We start from the raw sequence: 19454 nt of genomic DNA on the forward strand, positions 1-19454 counted from the left end.
TATAATGACGGTTGTGTGATCGCCCGTTCCTATGACGCTAAGCCCTTTGTCAAAATGGGCGCGCCTTACTTCCAAATCAAAGACTATCTCGATGAAGCCGGCATCGCGACGTTCAGCAGCAACTACACGTTGTACGGCGACCTCAGTGAGCGTGTTATGACCATCATTGAGTCTATGGTGCCCAGGCTTGAGATCTACAGCATTGACGAAGCGTTCGCCGACCTCACGGGGATGCCTGGAGATTTATCTGAGCTAGGAATGAAAATTCAGAAAGCCGTAGGGCAGGGTACCGGCATTCCTGTGGGAGTTGGCATCGCCCCCACCAGAACGCTGGCCAAACTGGCTAACCACGTTGCCAAGCAGTACATGGAGAGGACAAAAGGCGTCGTCAATCTCTGCGACCCCAAGACACTACAATGGGTGTTGCGCAAGAGTCCAGTGGGCGAGGTCTGGGGCGTAGGCAGAAAGCTTCGTACTCAACTTGAGGAAATGGGAATCCACACGGCACTCGACCTTTCAAAAGCTGACCCGAGGCTGCTCAGGAAAAAATTCAGCGTTGTGCTGGAAAAAACCGCTCGTGAACTTGGCGGAGTTTCTTGTCTCGACTCCTCGGAGGCAGACGCCGCAAAGCACGAAATCTGTTGCAGCCGGAGCTTCGGAGCGCGGCTGACGGAAGTTGAGCCGATAAAGGAAGCTGTTGCGACCTACGTTCAGCGCGCGGCGGAGAAGCTCAGGCTTCAGGATTCGCTATGCAAGACGATGAGAGTGAACATCAGAACCGGATTCTTTAACCCTAATGAGGTTAAATATTCCAATGGCGCGACTGTTGATCTCCCTTATCCCACCAACGACGTCAGGCTGTTGATTCGCTACGCGACAGAGGCTGTGGGGCGGATTTTCAGGCCGGGAATAAGGTTCAGTAAGGCAGAGGTGCATCTGTTGGATTTACGCAAGTCCAACGAATTCACTGACGACTTGTTCAGTGAAGTACAGCCCTTGGCCACGTCAAAGGTCATGGAGGTTTTGGATGACATCAACCAGCGCTGGGGAAAAGGAACATTGCGGCCTGCAAGCGTGCCCACCGACCCGGAGTGGGCCATGAAAAGCGAGATGCGCAGCCAGAGATATACAACACAAATCAGTGAGCTGTGGACGGTTAAGTGCAATTAGACCTAGCAACTTAGCGAGGGATGTCCAAAGATTTTTAACGTGAGTGCATATGTTGAAAGACAGGCAAACGTACTACGTCGGATGGGATGTGGGGGGCTGGAATTGCGAAAAGAATCCAGCCAGCAGGGATGCCCTGGTAATTCTGGACTCAGCCAGAAAACTGGTCGGTATTCCTTGGCGGGGGAATTTGCGCATCACCCTCAATGAGGCAACTAGCTCCGAAATTCTGGCCACCAAGATCCTTGAATTGTGCCACGTGAAAATCGATCATGAAAATTCGTTCAGGTTGCTGTTCGCGATTGATACGCCGCTTGGATTCTCCAAGGCATTTACTGACCTGATTGTTTCCAGGTTAGCCGCCGGCCAGATTCTTTCTTCATCAACCAACCCCTATCTGCACAGAGAAACAGAGCGGTTTCTTTTTGAAAGAGGGTTATCGCCGTTGTCTCCTATTAAGGACATGATTGGAAGTCAGGCCACAAAGGGAATTCATTTCCTAGCCCGCTTTGCGCCAGATCTCGAGAGGTGCGGACTTTGGACAGATGGCCGCCACATTCAGGCCATTGAGGCTTACCCTTCCGCATGCAAGCGATCAGCTTGCATTGGTGCGATGCGCCGGCCTTTCTACGAAGGTTGTGGTGACAGTGTCCCAATTGAAAAGCTCAAGGCTCGCCCTGAGTTTCATCATTTGGATCTGGAGGACGCGCTAACATGTGCGCTGATAGCGTGGTCATTTGAGAATCAACCAGATCTACTCGAGCATCCAACGCCAACCATCGATCCTTCTGAAGGTTGGGTTTTTGTACCCTGTGATGGACTGAGAAATCTGGAGCACGTCTAACTGTCTTCGCAACTCTCGCGTAGTAGCCATCGGCAGATTTGCAAACCCGAGGTCGCGTTGATAGTTAGCGCCCTGAGATGTTGATCACCCTCGAGCATTAGCTCCGGGTTTTGATTTAAGGCGTCAAACGAAAATCGAATTTGGTCAGTGTTCCGGTCTTCGCTCGAGACCATAACCTGAAAAGCTCGGGATAGGGCGAGTGAGATTACGGCGTTGCTACCGCATAAGTAGGCGCCCGTTTAGCTACGCAAGGCGCGCTCCCCAGACGGTCACCAACATCTAAAGAAGTCCAAGTACAGGCCGATACAGCCGGTACTCTAATGTCACAGGATTTTCGCATGCTTATCAATGCTAGCAATTCATCCTCCGTACCAACCAGCCCAAGCACTGCGACCCCGGCGGACGCTACCACGACCGATAGCACCAGTGGCACGACTGTCAGCTTGCCCGCCAACGCTAAAGGTGCCAGCACTGCAGGTGGCGGTCAGGCCACATCACTCAAGCCGGAATCCGAAACTGTCAAACAGTTGAAGAAACAGATTGAGCAGTTGCAAAAGCTACTTCAAGCGCAGCAGCAAGCTTTGCAGAAAGCACAGGCTAGCAGCCAGAGTGCAGAGGCTAAGGAAGTGGCTGTGGCGGCTGCTCAAATGCAGATTGCAGGTACCTCAGCCGCATTGCAGACCGTGACTTCGGCACTATTGCAGGCAGTCACTGCCGAAGGTAATGCATCCACCGGTTCAATCGTCAGCACAACAGCTTGAGGCTGCATCAAAGAAACCCTTAATGGGCCCGAAGCGGTGTCCACTCAATTTAAGTACACGCCATGTCTGGGCTTTGCGGGGTTGAGTAGATGACTTGGCCGGACGGTTACGGATAGACCAAAATACGGAGGCCTTACCGTGCCTCCGTTTACGTTTCCATTACCCTAAGCAACGATCCGTGCGTGAGACTTATCCGCTTCATACCCTGATAGCCTCAAAGGCTCACCAGGAATCACACTGCTTACCGCATCCAGCTTGCAAAGCTGTTCATGTGTGAGGTTTACGGACAACGCACCCAGGTTGTCGGTAAGTTGCTGCTTGGAGCGCGGCCCGATGATTGGAATAGACCCGTGTGTGCTAGCCCACGCAATGGCAACTTGGCCAGCACTGGCGCCGATTTCACCTGCAATTTCCAGAACCGCATCCAAGATCAGGCTGCGCTGAGGGGAATTTTCAGCTTGAAATACTTTGCCACCGAAACCTTCGGCACGACCTTTTTCACCTTGTCGATATTTGCCGGTCAGCATGCCACCCCCTAAGGGAGACCACGTCACGATCCCAAGGCCCAGAGCATAAGAGGCCTGGAAAAGGTCAGCTTCAGGCTCACGGTGTACGAGGCTGTGTTCGAATTGAGCCGCTGCAATAGGTAGCGCATGGGTGAGCTCGGCTAATGTGACCGCTCGGGAAAGTCGCCACGCTGGAAAGTTAGATAGACCGGCGTACAGAATTTTCCCTGAGCGAGCCAAATCTTCGAAACCTCTGACGATTTCTTCCACCGGAGTTACACCATCTGGGTGATGTGCCCAGTAAATGTCGATCCGGTCGGTTTTAAGACGTCTTAGACTCGCTTCTACCGAGGTCACCAAGGCACGACGGCTGTTACCTGTAGCAAGCCTATTCGCGTTGGCTGCAGCACCGTTGGTGAATTTCGTGGCCAGCACGAAATCGTCTCGTCGTCCTTCAAGCAGAGTTCCGAGCAACTCCTCAGACTGACCGAATTGATAGATATCCGCTGTATCGACGAAGTTGCCACCGGCCTCTGCGTAGGCGTTAAAGATCTCCGCACTGGAGTCGGGATCTGCGCCGTAGCCCCAGCCAGTGCCGAAGTTGCCTGTGCCGAGTGCGAGTTCTGAAACACGCAGTCCGGTATTGCCGAACGCTTTGTAGTTCATAGCTGTCTCCGCGTGGGATGTTGATTTAATTGAGCCAACGAACGCAGCGGCTGCTGCCACCTGGGAAAACTGTGCTGTCACGGATCGAGCATCAAACCACGCCAAACAATGTTGGCAGGATTGTTGACGGTATTGGATTCAGGCTTTTTTCGAGTGTCTCCATTTTGTACAAACGGTGCGCTCGCAATCTCTCCGCTCAACTCCCTCAAGCGTTTCTCAACAGCATTTGCCGTTTGCCTTAGCACTTTGGCATCTTCGCCAGACAAGACAGGGGCTTCAGCGGAAAGACCGCTTACTACAATTTCTGCGAGCCTATCTCGAGTGGCGCGTCCTTCCGAAGGTAGATTTTCATCTGGCGATCCCACGACTGAAGCCGATGTTTCGACGTTTCTGCGGCCCATTTCTGGCTCCTCACCAAACACGAGTTACGCTACGGTAATCACTACTTTCCCTTTGGATCTTCCCTGTTCGACATATGTAAGTGCGTCAGCGATAGACGCGAACGGGTAGACTTTGTCGATAACCGGTGTGATGGCGCCCGACTCAACCAAAGACGTAATTTCTTTCAGTTGTGCGCCGTTGGCGCGCATAAAAACGAATGAGTATTTGACCCCAACTGCGTGTGATGCTTTTCGGATCCCGAAACTAAGCAAGCGCAGGATCTGCTTGACCGGCCAAGACAAACCTTGCGCATCGCCAAACTCGGGCGTAGGTGGCCCGGAGATGGATACGAGCAGACCGCCCGGCTTGAGGCACTTCACCGACTTTTTGAGAACAGCCGAATCCAAGCCATTGAGGACGACGTCATAGTCGTTGAGGACAGTCTCGAAATCCTGTTTTTTGTAGTCAATAACGATGTCGGCCCCGAGTGCTTTTACCCACTCAACATTTGACGTGCTTGTCGTAGTCGCAACGAAAGCGCCGAGATGCTTGGCAAGCTGAATGGCAAAGCTACCCACGCCTCCTGACCCTGCGTGGATGAGCACCTTTTGGCCTTTCTTAACTTGGGCAGTTTCAACCAGAACTTGCCATGCTGTCAGCGCGACTAAAGGCAACGATGCCGCTTGCTCCATACTGACGTTGCGCGGCTTCAGAGCTAAAGAGTGCTGGTTGACCGAAATAAGTTCGGCAAATGTACCAATTCGATCTTGCTCAGGCCGTGCGTAGACTTCGTCACCAGGTCTGAACATGCGGACATCTGATCCAACGTGAACCACAACGCCGGCAAAATCATTTCCCAATATCAAAGGAAAGGTGTATGGGAGAATCTGTTTGAATTCTCCTGTTCTGATCTTCAAATCCAGAGGATTGATGCTTGTAGCGTGTATTTGAACGAGAACGTCGTTGGCGCCGACTTTTGGTTCAGGTAACTCACCGATACTTCCACTGCTCTTACCGTATTGGTTGATATAAAAAGCTTTCATGATAGGTCAACTCTTAGTAGCCGAGAGCGGTGAGGTTGGTGGCTGCCCCAGTGTTTGTGGGCTTTCAAGTGCTCAGGAATGTCATCGCCATGGGAACGAAGTCAGCGTGATGCTGGAAAATTCCTCCATGTCCGGCGTCTTCATAAATGATCAGTTGAGCGTTGGGGATGCGGCTGGCCAGCTCAGTCGAGTTGACAGTGGGCACCATGATGTCGCTGTCGCCGTTGGCAATAAGGGTTGGAACCTGTATGCGACTGAGATTTTGAGGCGCCTGGCGACCCCAAGCAGTTATTGCCCTCAGTTGTCGTATGAACGCTGATGGGGTGGGGCCTTTATCGCGTTCTTTTTCTCTCTCCGTCAGCCGTTTTAGAAAAGCGCGCGCCGCACTCTGACCGTTAGCCGATGGGGTGAAAAAAAGGTAAAACTTTGGATCGCGCATTGTCACTAGGCCCTTCAGCATCAACGGCCAAGCCACAGACCACACTTTGTCGATGCCCTGGCCACCAGCAGGCCCGGTTCCGGTCAAAATGAGTTTTCGCACAATCTCAGGCGCTTTTAGCGCGATGTCTTGCGCTACAAATCCACCGAGTGAGAAACCCAATAGATCGACTTTCTGGAATCCCAGAGTGCGTATAACCGCAATCGCGTCGTTTGCCATTTCGCTAACAGTTAAAGGTGCGGTTCCACCAGAGCCGCCGATTCCGCGATAGTCAATGGCAATGACCCGATGCTTCTTAGCTAGACCGTCAACGATTCGAGGATCGAAGTTATCCAGGACGGCGCCCCAATGGTTCAATAGAACGAGCGGCGATCCGTCTCTCGGGCCCAAGTCCCGGTAGGCAAATGTTGTTCCTTCTACATTGACCCACAGGTTGGCGGATTGGACGAACAGCCCCTGCGGCCCAAGATGATTATTTGTGGATTGAGCGGTCATTTGCGCACCGTGTCCGTTTGAGGTACAGATTGGTGAGAGGAGAACAATGTGCAGCTAACGCTCTGCCTTTAGGGCACTGTGTGAGCGTTTGCTGCATCACGGTCACGCCTTATTTTTTATAGCGCTTGGCAACTTCGGCTTGGCGGATATCTGCCAACAAACCCTGGCGGGCAGTCTGTAGAACATCCCAGTGGGCCTCGTCTTGTACAGGTGGTATGGTCACTGGTTCTCGGCGATCAAAACCAACCATCGCGGCATCAACTAGGTCTCCGACTTCCATTATTTCGCTAATGGCATTGATGTCGTAGCCTCCGCGCTCCCAGATTTCGGTACGGGTCGCGGCTGGCAGTACGGCCTGGATATACACGCCTTTGGGGGCGAGTTCGAGGCTCAAGCCTTGTGAGAGAAAAAGCACAAACGCCTTGGTTGCGCCGTAGACCGACATTCCATATTCCGGTGCCAGTCCTACGACCGAGCCAATATTGACAATCGCTCCACTGCCAGCTTGTGCCAAGCGAGGGGCTATGGCGCTGGAGAGTCGTACCAATGCGGTCGTATTGAGAGCGACCATGTTGGCAACGCTGTCGGTGGATTGCTCAGTGAAGCTACCGGATAGAGCGGCGCCCGCGTTGTTCACAAGAGTGCCGATACTAGCGTCGTCGCGAAGGCGAGTTTCGACTGTCTTCAAGTCGGAGGTTTGTGTCAGGTCAGCCTGGATCACGTCAACGGCAACACCATGTTGCTCGCGCAGGCGGGAAGCCAAGGCTTCCAGGCGGGTTTTGTCACGGGCGACCAGCACCAAGTTGTGCCCACGTCCAGCGAAACGCTCCGCGTAAGTCGCACCAATTCCAGTGGAGGCGCCGGTAATCAAAACGGTTTCAGGGATGCTCATAACAGGATGCTCTTTAATTGATGTCTGTTAACGGTTCAGTCGCGATTACTGCTCAGCCTGGCGTGGCGCTGGACTCGGCGAGTGTCGGGTAGTCGACGTAGCCGGCTGCACCGCCGCCGTAGAGAGTCGCAGGGTCGAATGCGGACAACTCAGCACCGGTCTTGAACCGCTCTACCAGATCAGGGTTGCCAATAAACGGACGACCGAAGGCGATCAAATCAGCTTTGTCATCGTTGAGTTGGGAGGTCGCGAGATTCAGGTCATAGCCGTTGTTGGCGATGTAGGTGTTTTTGAAGCGATGGCGCAGGGAGCCAAAATCAAAAGGCGCGACGTCGCGCGGCCCACCAGTTGCACCCTCTACCACGTGGATGTAAACCAGGCCCAAGGCATCGAGTTGGTCAACGACGTAGTCAAATTGTGGTTGCGGGTCACTGCTTGAAATACCGTTGGCTGGTGACACTGGAGAAAGACGAATACCTGTTCTGTCAGCACCAATTTCTTCTACTACAGCGGCAGCGACTTCGAGCAGCAAGCGAGCACGGTTTTCGATGGATCCACCATAGGCATCTGTGCGCACGTTGGAGCCGTCTTTGAGGAATTGATCCAGCAAATAACCGTTTGCACCATGGATCTCTACGCCATCGAAACCAGCTGCAATCGCATTTGCCGCTGCAACCCGAAAGTCATTCACGATCCCTGGCAGTTCGCTGGCATCAAGGGCTCGGGGTTCGGAGGCGTCCTCGAAGCTGTTGTTGACGAAAACCTTCGTCGCGGCTCCCAGGGAAGAGGGCGCCACTGGCGCAGAGCCATTGGGCTGAAGGTCAACGTGGGAAACGCGCCCTACGTGCCAAAGCTGCATGAAGATGTGCCCGCCTTTCGCTTGAACGGCTTGGGTGACTGCGCGCCATCCTTCTATCTGCTCCTGCGTGTAAATCCCTGGCGTGTCCTGATACCCCTGACCTTGCTGCGAGATTTGAGTGGCCTCGGAAATCAGGAGGCCGGCAGAGGCCCTCTGGCCGTAATAGATCGCAGCAAGTTCACTTGGGACGAAACCCGATCCTGCGCGGTTTCTCGTGAGCGGTGCCATCACGACTCTGTTGGAGAGTGTGAGTGAGCCAAGTGTGTAGGGCTCAAACAAGGTCTTGTCGTTCATATCGATTCCATACTCGTTGATCAATGACGGCCATCTGCTCCCTCGCGGCAAAGATACGCTGCAGGGGCTTTTATGATGTCGACCATAATCAAAGGTGTCAACAGTTTTGATTGTGATCGACATCAGAGTATAGTGAGGCCAACATTAGTTAGGCTTAGGGGGGGCGCAATGAAGATCACCAAAACGCAATCACTCGCCAACCGGGCTCACATTGTGGATACAGCTTCAGAACTGTTTCGTGAGCGTGGATACGATGGTGTCGGTGTGGCGGAGCTGATGGCCACTGCTGGCTTTACTCAAGGCGGCTTTTACAAGCACTTCGGTTCCAAGGCTGATCTGATGGCTGAAGCAGCTGAAAATAGCCTTTCGCAATCGCTCGCCCGTGCCTCCGACCTCGATGTGGCGGGTTTCGTAAACATGTACGTATCTAGGGATCATCGAGACGGTCGAGGCGAGGGTTGTACGATGGCGGCACTTTGTGGTGACGCTGCGCGTCAGTCAGATGACTTGAAGGCAACCTTTGCCACGGGTATAGAGAGCACGCTGGCTGCGCTCGAGGAAAAATACCTAGAGGGTCTGGATGTGCCGAAGCAGGATGCTCGAGTGAAAGCGATTGACCTGCTAGCGCATGCAATAGGAGCTGTCATGTTGTCGCGTGCATGTCCGGATGACTCTCCTCTTGCAGATGAGATACTGGAAGCTTGCCGAACCCAGCTATTGACGTCGTTATCGGTCAAGGACAGCAGCCAGGATCGCAGCCGCAACAAGTGAATTGGACGCTTTAGCCTTTGTTTCCTCCAGAAGTGATTGTAGTACCTACGACCCCTGGGGCCTATACAGACGTTTCCAGAAGAGCAGGGCAAGATGATCCGTAACTTTGAGCTACCCTAGGAATTTTCTGAGCGCAGGTCGCGCTGTACGGACTGGTCACGCTTTAGAAGCGGCGTCGCAGCTCGCCGCGTCGCACACGCTTTTGAACGATAACCATTTATCTGGCTAGCCATCCAAGCTGATGCGAGCCCAATCATTCTTCTTTTCGCATACCTGTACCTTCTCGCCGCGTCTCACGTTGGAGATTACCCTGCAACCCAGCTTGTCACGCAGATTCAACCTATCCGCGTTTACGAACTGATTGACTGGTAGGGTCTGTGCTGGCTGGATTGCTGTTAACGGAGCAGAAACTAACATACTCCGGGTGGTCTGTTGGCTAAGCGGGGCCGGAGTTGGAGGCGTGTCTTTTCCCTCACGGCCCAAAGGACTGCGAATAGAATCAGAAGCGAGATGAACCGTGACTCAGATTTTACACGCACATCCTTTGCCTTCGTTTAGCTTGCTCCCGACGGTCGCTTTCCATAGTGCAGTAGTGACGTGACTGATAGCTTAGCCAAGCCTCCACTTTGCGCAGCCTGCCTACCTTAAAGATTGTTGGCTTTGCCGCGTCTATTATCTCGAGTAGTCGTTATTTCTCTAATGGGGATTGGCACCACGTGGCAATGATCTGAGCGTCAAGAGCAAACCTGACAACAACATCTGCAGCAGTTATATGGTGATCCGCGCTATATAGCTGTCGACCGCCTGCAGCCAAGCCACGCTTCGTCGCCCAGTGAAGTCAAAGATGCTCTTGCTGCCGATAAAACTGGTGGTGTGAATTGCCCCGGATTAACTAAAGCTTGCACGCTCATTGCCCCCATAGGGTTGAAGTCGATACCCGGTGCTGCTCTCATTAATTCACTCGATTTCTCCAGCAGCTTAAGTGGGTTTGATTAGGGCAAAGAACGTGCTCTAACGTGAGGCAGAGATTACTTCAGTTGAGCTGATTGGATGAACCAACCACTATGCTGCAGCTTTCGGTTGTCCATGAGAGGAACTCTTTGGGAAAACCAACAGCGTGTCGGAATGGTTAAGTCTGCCGAGCTTTTCCGTAATGCTGATCGATCTCCTGGTAAATTGGATAAGTCGTCGCAAAGAGACTCGATTTGATCCTTTTGTAAACCACGGGTAATAAACACCAGCCGGCTATACCCATCTGCGAATTCACCTTCTGTAGGCCAAGCGGGCAATCTTACGAGCGGATAAGCGATGTCTTGTACACATTGCACGACCAGTGGTCTGGAGTCATCAGCTGCTAACATCAAGCCCTTAACTCGCAGCAGGTGTTTACGGTATTTGCGCAGTATGTGCCCCATCACGAGTGAGAATCCGAACCAGGGGACTTCCTGGGTAAAGCGAACGACAAAACTTTGGGTTTCACTGGTGTGATGCACACTGGAATTGTATGTGCTGGAGCGCCAAATGCTTCTGTCGTTTTGCTCTGTAACGGCTTTGCCATCGTTGCTGACTTGTCTCAGACTCACCTCTGCTCCCTGCGTGAACTGAGTGCTCGCCATCCAGGTCGGGAGGCTTATTTTCTGCCGGTGCGCGTGCCCATACAGGCCATTGCCGGCCAATAGATCGAGGGGAGCCTGGCCTCTGCGCACAAGCGTTTGTGCAGCATGGGCATTGAGTTGTGAAAGGCTGGCTTGCAATTGCTCCACGGCCTGGGTTCCCGCCAGGTCGCACTTGGTTATCAAGAGACGATCCGCGGCTACGATTTGTCGCGTGGTTTCCGAGTAGTCTTGAAGCTGCTCCTGTCCATGGGTTGCGGAAACCGTCGTGAGAACGCCATCGCACAGGTAACGGGCGCTGACAAAAGCATCCTCCATCAATGTATAAATAACCGGCACTGGGTCTGCCAGACCGGTGGTTTCGATAATGACGCGGGTGATAGGTGCAATGTATTGGCGGGCACTTCTCTCGGACAAAGACTTGAGTGCACCAACCAAATCTCCTTGGGTGCGACAGCACAGACAGCCTGAATCCAGCAGCACAATCTGATCATTAATATGGTCAACCAAGTGATGATCAATACCGACATCACCAAACTCATTGACCAAAAGTGCCACGCCCGACATGCCGGGCTGGCTGGCCCAGTGGTTCAACAGTGTGGTCTTGCCCGAACCGAGGAAGCCCGTCAGGACAGTGACAGGAATACGGTCTACTGCGGCTTTTTTGAGGGCGTCGGTGGCGTGAGAAAGTTCAGGCGTCGAGGTCTTCATGATTGGATGAGTCTCCATGAGTTTGATTTTTTTGTTATAGATGGGCGTCTCCACGAACCCTAAACTGCCGGGTTCGGGGAGAGCACCACTTAACGTTGCATCAACCTACTCAGGCGCGTCTGCGCAGTAACTCCAAGGTTTCCAATACAGTCTCGGGATGAAGCCCGGGATTAACTGATGCAAAGTAAAACTCGCCGTCGGTCAGAGGATTGGGAACGCTGTGAGTGAACTCGGCGCTGATATCCCTACCCCGGGACAACGATCCAGTGTTGGCTCTTGCCTCTGTAATCACGGTGTCGAACTCATCCAGCCCGCTATCAGGTACCGAGGTACCTGGAGGCAAGCGCAGACCAAGCGACCAACCATAGTGCCGCACCACGTTGACGACAGAACTGTAGCGCTGCAGGTCGGCGGCGCTGAAGGCAGAATCACCCGCAGCTTCCTCCAATAACACTCCGCTTACAGGGGTGGTGGACACTGCCCGCAGCAGATCGGCCAGATACATGCTGGCATCCTCTACGATGTCAGCATCCGGTGTTTCGTCAGGTTGGTCGGCCAACCAATTGGCATGGCGCAACCAATGCCGTGGTGAAGGCATGGCAATCACCAGTGGCACCCGCCCCCGCAACTGAGAGTCCACCGCACCGATGACTTCAGCGAGCAATGCCTTGGGCTCCTCCTCACCTAACAAGGCACGCAACGCTGTCGTCGGACGGCGCCGCTTGGGAAGGCGGCTTTCTAATCCACCATTACGGGCTATCCATGAATCGAACAGCTCGCCTACTTCCAAAACTGCGACATCCGTTTTAAGCAAACCGTGGGCCTGTGAAAACCAGGCGAGAAAACTCGCAGAGCTAGTCCAGACATCGGCGTCTGCGCTACCTTGCAACAGACGCCGGGTATAGGCTGAGGATTTAAGCCATATACGTATGGCTCCGTTGCCTGCCGGTAGAGGCAAATGCTCGGCAAATGGCGTACTCATCTTTTTTCATCCATTAATGCTCCTGCTGCTGCAAGCCGGTTTTCCAGTTCTTCGATACGTACATCTTTTGGATGACGCATGTAGTTAGGCATGGGCTCGTTGGCATGGCGGGTTTTGTCCGGAGTGCCCATGTAGAGTGTTTCGGTGTCGTCACCCCAGCAACCGAAGAATGGAAGATGAGCAGGCGGCTTCGGTTTGTTCCAGGACTTGATGAACTCCGCGTAAGGGATGCCACGGGAGAGCCGGTCTTTGCGTTCGGTGTCGCGCAGCGTCCGAGTCGCCTGATGGTCGATAATGAGGGTGTCTGGAGCAATTTTGACCTTGTACAAACGCTCAGCCACACCATGTGAGATCAGCTCTTCTTCCAGGTCTTTAACGACCAAAGCCGGATCGCGTTCCAGCAAGTCGCCGTAACCCGCACCGGCCCCTTGAGAAATCATGAACAGCTCGCCGCGATTGGAAATCTCAAAACCCATGCCCATGTGATGGGTGGTGTAAGTGGCTCCATCAAAGGACTGATCGTTCATGATCTCCTCGATGGAGTGCTTGAATTTTTCTGGTTCATTGAGCAGCACATCGTAGACGTCCACGCCCTTGACCTTGGACAGCGGATAAGTGCCACAGGCATATCCCCCAAACAGACCCTGGAGCGGGGGAACCTTGGCACCTTGGGCGGTGGTCATGAAGCCCCATTCTTCACTATCTTTGGTCGCCACAATCATGGTGTAGCCCTGGCCGCCACGAAATTTGCCCGGGGCGATAGCGTCGCGGGTCATTTTCTTGGAGACCAGTTGCAGGAACGGTACGTCCTCTTCGTTCAGTTCTTGCTCGCCGACATCCGCCATGGTGGCGAAGATTGGCTGCAAGCCTGGCTCGCCATCCATGTCCACGCGTGCACCACCGCCCATGCCGTTGAGGTCAGCACACAGGTTGCCAAGCGTCTCGCCATGCTGGCTGACCCCGCCCCAGATGAAGGTGTTGATCATGTTGAAGCTGGGTGCATGGACTTTGGTGTATTTTTCCGGGCAGCTATAGAGGAATTTGGCGACGGCGTGTTGGCCGGCGGTAAATCCGGTGAATATGGACATCAAACTCTGCGAGTTGGGCGCGTTGTAAGACGAGTTGAGGATAGAGAAGGGGTCGGTGATTACTTCGATGGGCGCAAAGGCCGCTTGCCCACGGGGCAGATCGGGCCAGATGTAGCACATTACCAACTGCGAGAGCATGCCCTTGAGTCCGGCGAGGACGGTGTTAGTCGGGCGGTTGGTAAATTCCGGTGCAGAGCCACGGAAGTCGAAGATAAGTCTGTCGCCCTTTTTGGTCAGTTGGCAATTGATTTTGGCGATGCAGTTTTCACGCAGCGTGGAGTCTTGAACGATGAACGTGCGCACGGTCATGTCAGGCCATTCGCTGATACGACGTTTGACCTCGGTGCGCACGTTTTCCATGGTCAAGCGCAGGGTGGCAATCAGGGCATCCGGGCCATCGGTTTTGAGGACATCCTCAATGCGCTGCTTAATGCGCAGGCAGCCATAGAGTTTGACCTTCATGTCCTCGTACTGGAGCTTGGGCTCGCGTACCGAGTTTTGCAGGAATGTCAGCAAGTCGCGTTTAATCTGGTAGTTTTCCACTACCTTGAACGGGCTCATTTTCAGCCCTTCATCGCTGGGGCTCTCTGCCATAGACGGCATCCCCCCGGGTTCGATCGCACCGTTTTCGCCTTCATGAACCGTGGCGGCTACCCAGCAAACCAGTTTTCCTTCGTGGAAAATCGGAAGGATCATGCTCTGGTCGGTGTTGTGTACGTTGCCATAGCGTGAGTCATTGTGAATGAAGCCATCGCCGTCGCGGACACCCACAGTAGGTTCGTTGATCCAGTTCTTGATGATGAACTTAATCGGATGGTGCACCAAGGCTGAAAACAGCAGCACGCCGCCAGCACTGGCGATTGCTAGATCCCCCGATGCTGAGTAGACGCCGGTGATGACATCGCCCCATTTTGCACCCGGGGCAGCACCCATCTGTTCGACCATCTCATAGCCTTCGTCACAACCCGATTGCAGGCGGTCACGAATCTTCGCGATTGTGTGGGTGTCATTTTGTTTGTGGATGCTGATGTCTTCTTGTTCCGAACGCTCCATCAAGTCATGGTTGTTCATGATCTCCGGATCCGGGGCGAGGAATAGCGTCGTGTCTTCAAGGAATTTCTTGATCAGCGCAGCGTCTTCTGGACTGGGAGCCTGGCCGGGTGTCTTGATCGAAATATCGTTCATGTCTGGATCCTTTCTCGAGTTTTTTAAATTCAATTGATCAATGGGTGGATTGATCGCGAAGAAACCAAGAGGCGTTCTGCAGTGCCGCGACGAAGTTCCATCCAGGGTTAACCAGGAAGGTGGTGACTTCAGAGGCCACAATGGCCGGCCCACGTATTTGCACTCCAGGATCAATATCTGAACGATTCCAGACCGGTGTATCAAAGGCCTCCTTGTGGCCTGCGAAGTAGCATTGGCGAGTAGACGAAGGTGCTGGTGGTTGTTTGCGCTGCTCTAATGGCACTGGCTTGATGTTGCCAAACTGCACTGTCTCATGGTGCACATAAGCAGCCACTCGGATGGTGTTAATGCGGATACCGGCTTCTGGGGCTTGTGATCCTTCTCCGAATCGGCTGCCATAGTCAGTGGAAAACTGGGCTATGAGGGCCAATACATCGGCAGGGCCATGCACCGAGTGCTGGGGAATGACTGCCGTTGTCTGGACTAACTGGTTGCCGTAGCGCATGTCCAGTTCCAGGTTGTGACGGATGTCCTCGCGCTCGATGCCTTGGCGCAAGAGGTCTTGAGTGCCGCGTTCCTTGAGCGCCGCCACGATATCGTTGAATCGGTCGTAGTCGTCGAACAAGTGACGCGTGTTGGAGTCGTACAGCACCATGTACAGAGACTTTTCGTGGATATGGAGCTGGTGAATATTGCCCGCACCTACGGCTGAGAACACCGAGCTGAATGGCGGAGCAAGGATCCTGTCAATGTTGAGGTTCTGCGCAATGCTGCAGCAGTGCAACGGGCCGTTGCCCCCATAGGCCAGCATGGTGAAGTCTTTGGGGTCGTAGCCTCGAGCACGCAGTTCCGTGAACAGGCCGTTAGCCATGTTGTCGTCGACTTTCTCGCGGATGAGCAAAGCTGCCTCGATCACATCGCAGTCCAAATCTTCGCAGATGGTGTCTTCGATGGCCGTCACGGCCCGTCGCGCATTGAGGGGAATGGAACCTCCTGCATAATTTTCTGCGCTGAGATAGCCGAGTACCAAGTCGGCGTCCGTCACCGTTGGCTTCAAACCGCCACGGTCGTAGCAGGCAGGGCCAGGGTCAGATCCCGCTGACTCGGGCCCACATTTAACGGTGCTGTACATGCTGTCAAAGCTCGCGACCGAGCCACCGCCTGCACCCAAGGTCACCAGATGCACCATTGGTACCGAGACCATCCAGCGGTCGATGACCGGGTTGAAGTCGTAGTGCTTGATGCCCCCATCGACCACAATACCGATGTCGTAGCTCGTACCACCCATGTCAGTCGCAACGACGTTTCCGAGGCCCGCCTGCATGGCCAGATGCTCTGAGGCGGCAATACCCGATACCGGGCCAGAGTGGATAGTTTGCAATGCGTCGGTGGAGTTAAGCTGGGCCATGCCGCCCGAGTTATGAATCACTAACATCGGCTGTTCGTATTGGTGCGTACGCAGGTTCTGCTCCAGCGTCGAAAGCGCATGGTACATGGTGGAGTGGAGATAACCGTCGATGATAGCCGAGGCTGAGCGTACGTATTCGCCCTTACGACCCGATACCTGGTGCGACAGGATGATTGGAATGGCTCCTAGCAAATGGGAGGGATATTCCTCCTGCAGAATCTCTTCGATACGTTGCTCGTGTTCCGGGTTGACCACGGAATTGAGTAGTGAGACGACAATGATCTGTGCGCCTCTATTCACCAGTTCGCGGATCTGCAAGCGAACATTGTCTTCATCAAGGGCCATTACGAGCTTGCCCTCGAAATCCAGCCGCTCGCGAACGCCTCGAATCATGCTAGGTAGCACCAGTGGATCAGGTCGACTGGCGTTGGGTATGTCCGTTTGGCCGAGGATGTCCAGCCCCTCGCCGTAACCGCGACCACGGCTCAGAGGGACAGTTGCCTCATAGCCGCAGGTCACCAGCATGCCGATTTTGGGGCCCTTGTGTTCGATCAAAGCGTTGGTGCCGAGGGTGGTCGCATAGCGAACCGAATCCACGCTCGAGAGGACATCGGCCAATTCCAAGTTAAGCGTCTTGCAGCCTTTGCCCAGTGCTTGATTGAAACCCAGTGCGAGGTTGTGATGGGTGGTCAGTGCTTTGGTTTCGATGTATTTGCCATCCCAAACCACGAAGCAATCGGTGAATGTCCCACCAATATCGACAGAAACTCGTCTCATATCATTTCCCTTTTTCTTGTAATTGAGTGGAAGTGAATTGCTTAGTGTTTGTGGTCGTCTGAGCGCTGGATTACAGCAGGGCCGACGCTTACTTCGAGAACTTCAGGACGGCTCGCCCACTGTGCGCGCAAGGCAGGCAGATCAGGCTGCATGTCATGCAGAGGAGGGTGACCAGGAGGGACATACTCGGTTTCTACCTGGGTACCGCATTTGGCACAGTAATACTCAAGAATGCGTACCCATTCCGGATCGGGGCTGAAGGTGTATCGATATTTTTCCGGTGCCAGGATAGGTGGGTGGATATCCCGTGGATCACGGTCATATACCAGCATGCCTTCCTTGTATCCCTTATGGGCTGTACCGATGACGTGGTCGCAAACCCGACATTCCCATTGCTCCGCATCCAGGTCTAGGCGCAGGTATTCGGTCATTAATACTTTCATGTTCATGCCTCCCTGTTCAGTAAGATGTCTTGGTGGTCGCTGATGACAAACGTCCAACCGTCGAGCACCTTGCAGGTGAAGAAGTCCTCTTCGATGATCGCGGGCCCTTGGGCAAAATCGCCGACTTTCAAATCAGCTAATCGATAAACCGGAACATCAACGCGACCATTATTGCGAGTCAGAACATTGCGAGTCGTACTGGAGAGGGCGGCAGTTGTAGGAACGAATCGAACCGGCTGATTTGCGTCTTGACGCAATTGTTTGACAGCGGTGACTTCAAGTTCGGCGATGTGAGCCTCAGTCAGTGCAGATTGATAACCCGACTCACTTTGTAGTGGGAAAATGAGTTCCTGGCCTTTGGTATCGGTTATGACAAGGCGCGATTTGATGACGTAGTCGTCGGCTTGAAAGCCTTCAGCGAACATATCGCGCCCGGCCTTCAGACTCAGCTCTGTCAATGCGTCTTCAACATGGCCGTGGCTACGTTGGTCAGCGTCCAGCACCACGCTGTAACGATGGGAGATATCACAGGTGCCGATGCCGAACGCACTGAACACTGCTGCCATGTAAGGAACCGCTACACGATTGATGCCGGCGTTCTCGGCCACGCCACAAGCATTGAGAGGGCCTGCTCCACCAAAAGCAAGCAGTACGGTTTCCTGGCTGACTTGGGTGACGCGCAGTATCTCACTGGCAATCTTGGCCTCATATGCGCGCTCCATCTCCCTCAGGGCAGCGTCCGGCTCCAGGCCCAGAGGAGAAGCGATATGGATGGAGATAGCGGTCGCCGCGCGATCCAGATCCAGTTGCATGCCTCCACCAAAGTAGGATTTTGGATCAAACAAACCCGAGAGCAAGCTGGCATCGGTAATAGTTGCTTGCGTGCCGCCTCGACCAAAAGCCGCAGGCCCAGGTACAGCCCCGACACTGTCAGGGCCGATCACGATTTTGTTATCGACCACTTTGAAAATCGAACTACCACCAGCACCGGCGCTGGTGATTTCACTCAGAGGGAATGAAACACTGATACCTTCAACCCGACCTCGCCGCACTTCGGACACGCTTCCCTCGATGCATTGGCCGATGTCAGTGGTGGTACCGCCGACATCTATAGCAACAACGTCACTCATCCCATAACGGATCGCAAAGGATTTCATACCCTCCATGCCGCCACGGGGCCCGGAGCTGTAGGTTTTCACGGCGACAGTTTTGGCAACACGGGACGCATCGCCGTCGTTGCGAAATATCAGCAGTGGATTTTTCGTGTTGAAACCCCGGAGCCGATTTTCCGCATTGAACAGAAACTGCTCCATTGCAGGATGCAGAAAGGAGTTAATCAGGGCTGTCCAAGTGCGGCGTACTGGATCCGCATCCATGCTCAGGTCACTGCCATAGAGCGTAGGGACAGCGCCAAGTAGATGGCGGGGGTATTTGCGCAGCACGACTTTGCGGAAAATATTCTCCAACGCTTCGAAGTTCTTGTCAGAAAAACTGACGACGATGCGGTTGGCGCCCGCGGCGGTGAGAGTGTTTATGGATTTTACAATCTCCATCTCCGCATGCTCGATGCCCAGTGTTGAGGTGTCCAGCAAACTGACGCGTTGGCCCACCAAGGCATCGTACAAGTCAACATCGTGCTGTTTTATCAGTTCTGAGAGTTCACTGTCGTTGAGACTGGTGATCAACCCGAGCTTAGGGCCCTTTCTCTCGCATATTGCATTAGTGCCTTGAGTTGTGGAGTAGCGGATCAGGTCTACTTCCTCAAGCAGCCGCCGTACATCGGGCTCCCCATAAAGCACGCCGGAGGCTTTTTTCAGTCCTTCAAAAAAACAGTTGCTTAGATCATAGGGAGTGGTGAGTACCTTGGTCTTCTTGACGTCGGTATCAGTGAGTATGCAGATGTCGGTGAGTGTTCCACCGTTATCAATATTAATTTGTAATGTCACGGGTCTATGTCCTTTTGTTTGTTATCGGTCGAATGGTGTTGTTATGCACCGTCCTCCGTATTGCCGTTGCCGGCTTAGGCTCTTGAGCGTGTGACGCTTCACTGCATGTGAGCAGCTTCTTTGCGGCTGCGAAGTAAGAGAGAGCAAACGGCATGCCATAACGTCGATGATATTTAATCAATT

16 protein-coding genes are annotated in these 19454 nt (G+C 53.7%); 4 read left to right on the plus strand and 12 right to left on the minus strand.

Going from position 1 to position 19454, the window contains the following annotated elements; all coding sequences use genetic code 11:
- The 3 genes from P5706_RS33885 to P5706_RS33895 form a co-directional block, all read left to right on the plus strand.
- Window positions 1-1170: Y-family DNA polymerase (locus P5706_RS33885; protein ID WP_285685013.1), on the plus strand; the 1170-nt coding region annotated here is incomplete at its 5' end.
- A gap of 49 nt (window positions 1171-1219) precedes the next feature.
- Window positions 1220-2011 (plus strand): hypothetical protein, encoded by a 792-nt coding sequence (locus P5706_RS33890; protein WP_285685014.1) that lies wholly within the window; start codon window positions 1220-1222, stop codon window positions 2009-2011.
- Window positions 2012-2349: 338 nt separating this feature from the next.
- The gene (locus tag P5706_RS33895) at window positions 2350-2772 is read left to right on the plus strand and encodes a hypothetical protein (protein WP_285685016.1); all 423 of its coding nucleotides are present in this window, start codon (window positions 2350-2352) and stop codon (window positions 2770-2772) included.
- Window positions 2773-2936: 164 nt separating this feature from the next.
- Here the strand turns inward: P5706_RS33895 and P5706_RS33900 are convergent, their stop codons facing one another.
- From P5706_RS33900 to P5706_RS33925, 6 genes are all read right to left on the minus strand, one after another.
- Window positions 2937-3944: an aldo/keto reductase gene (locus P5706_RS33900; RefSeq protein WP_285685018.1), complete on the minus strand. Its 1008-nt coding sequence runs from the start codon at window positions 3942-3944 to the stop codon at window positions 2937-2939.
- 77 nt (window positions 3945-4021) lie between these two features.
- Window positions 4022-4345, minus strand: coding sequence for a hypothetical protein (locus tag P5706_RS33905; protein ID WP_285685020.1), 324 nt, complete (start codon window positions 4343-4345; stop codon window positions 4022-4024).
- Between the two features lie 24 nt (window positions 4346-4369).
- Window positions 4370-5368: an NADP-dependent oxidoreductase gene (locus P5706_RS33910; RefSeq protein ID WP_285685022.1), complete on the minus strand. Its 999-nt coding sequence runs from the start codon at window positions 5366-5368 to the stop codon at window positions 4370-4372.
- A 64-nt stretch (window positions 5369-5432) separates the two neighbouring features.
- On the minus strand, window positions 5433-6302 hold the full coding sequence (locus P5706_RS33915; protein WP_285685024.1) for an alpha/beta fold hydrolase: 870 nt from the start codon (window positions 6300-6302) through the stop codon (window positions 5433-5435).
- Window positions 6303-6411: 109 nt separating this feature from the next.
- Window positions 6412-7194, minus strand: a complete 783-nt coding sequence (locus P5706_RS33920; protein ID WP_285685026.1) for an SDR family NAD(P)-dependent oxidoreductase — start codon at window positions 7192-7194, stop codon at window positions 6412-6414.
- A gap of 52 nt (window positions 7195-7246) precedes the next feature.
- Window positions 7247-8347, minus strand: coding sequence for an alkene reductase (locus P5706_RS33925; protein WP_285685028.1), 1101 nt, complete (start codon window positions 8345-8347; stop codon window positions 7247-7249).
- Between the two features lie 168 nt (window positions 8348-8515).
- On the opposite strand from P5706_RS33925, the gene P5706_RS33930 reads away from it, so the two are divergent.
- The gene (locus P5706_RS33930) at window positions 8516-9118 is read left to right on the plus strand and encodes a TetR/AcrR family transcriptional regulator (RefSeq protein ID WP_285685030.1); all 603 of its coding nucleotides are present in this window, start codon (window positions 8516-8518) and stop codon (window positions 9116-9118) included.
- A 1028-nt stretch (window positions 9119-10146) separates the two neighbouring features.
- On the opposite strand, the gene P5706_RS33935 is transcribed toward P5706_RS33930, so the two are convergent.
- From P5706_RS33935 to P5706_RS33960, 6 genes are all read right to left on the minus strand, one after another.
- Window positions 10147-11442, minus strand: coding sequence for a CobW family GTP-binding protein (locus P5706_RS33935; protein WP_285685032.1), 1296 nt, complete (start codon window positions 11440-11442; stop codon window positions 10147-10149).
- Between the two features lie 109 nt (window positions 11443-11551).
- The gene (locus P5706_RS33940) at window positions 11552-12424 is read right to left on the minus strand and encodes a hypothetical protein (protein WP_285685034.1); all 873 of its coding nucleotides are present in this window, start codon (window positions 12422-12424) and stop codon (window positions 11552-11554) included.
- Window positions 12421-14697 (minus strand): hydantoinase B/oxoprolinase family protein, encoded by a 2277-nt coding sequence (locus P5706_RS33945; RefSeq protein WP_285685036.1) that lies wholly within the window; start codon window positions 14695-14697, stop codon window positions 12421-12423. The genes P5706_RS33940 and P5706_RS33945 overlap by 4 nt, the downstream gene beginning before the upstream one ends.
- Window positions 14698-14734: 37 nt before the next feature.
- Window positions 14735-16882 carry a hydantoinase/oxoprolinase family protein gene (locus P5706_RS33950; protein ID WP_098949325.1) on the minus strand — a complete coding sequence of 716 codons (2148 nt, stop codon included), beginning with the start codon at window positions 16880-16882 and terminating at the stop codon, window positions 14735-14737.
- Between the two features lie 41 nt (window positions 16883-16923).
- The gene (locus tag P5706_RS33955; RefSeq protein WP_178081011.1) at window positions 16924-17325 is read right to left on the minus strand and encodes an acetone carboxylase subunit gamma; all 402 of its coding nucleotides are present in this window, start codon (window positions 17323-17325) and stop codon (window positions 16924-16926) included.
- A gap of 2 nt (window positions 17326-17327) precedes the next feature.
- The gene (locus tag P5706_RS33960) at window positions 17328-19271 is read right to left on the minus strand and encodes a hydantoinase/oxoprolinase family protein (protein ID WP_282411246.1); all 1944 of its coding nucleotides are present in this window, start codon (window positions 19269-19271) and stop codon (window positions 17328-17330) included.
- Between the last annotated feature and the right edge of the window lie 183 nt (window positions 19272-19454).

This window comes from Pseudomonas sp. ChxA (assembly GCF_030263855.1).
Classification (GTDB): domain Bacteria; phylum Pseudomonadota; class Gammaproteobacteria; order Pseudomonadales; family Pseudomonadaceae; genus Aquipseudomonas; species Aquipseudomonas fluorescens_CB.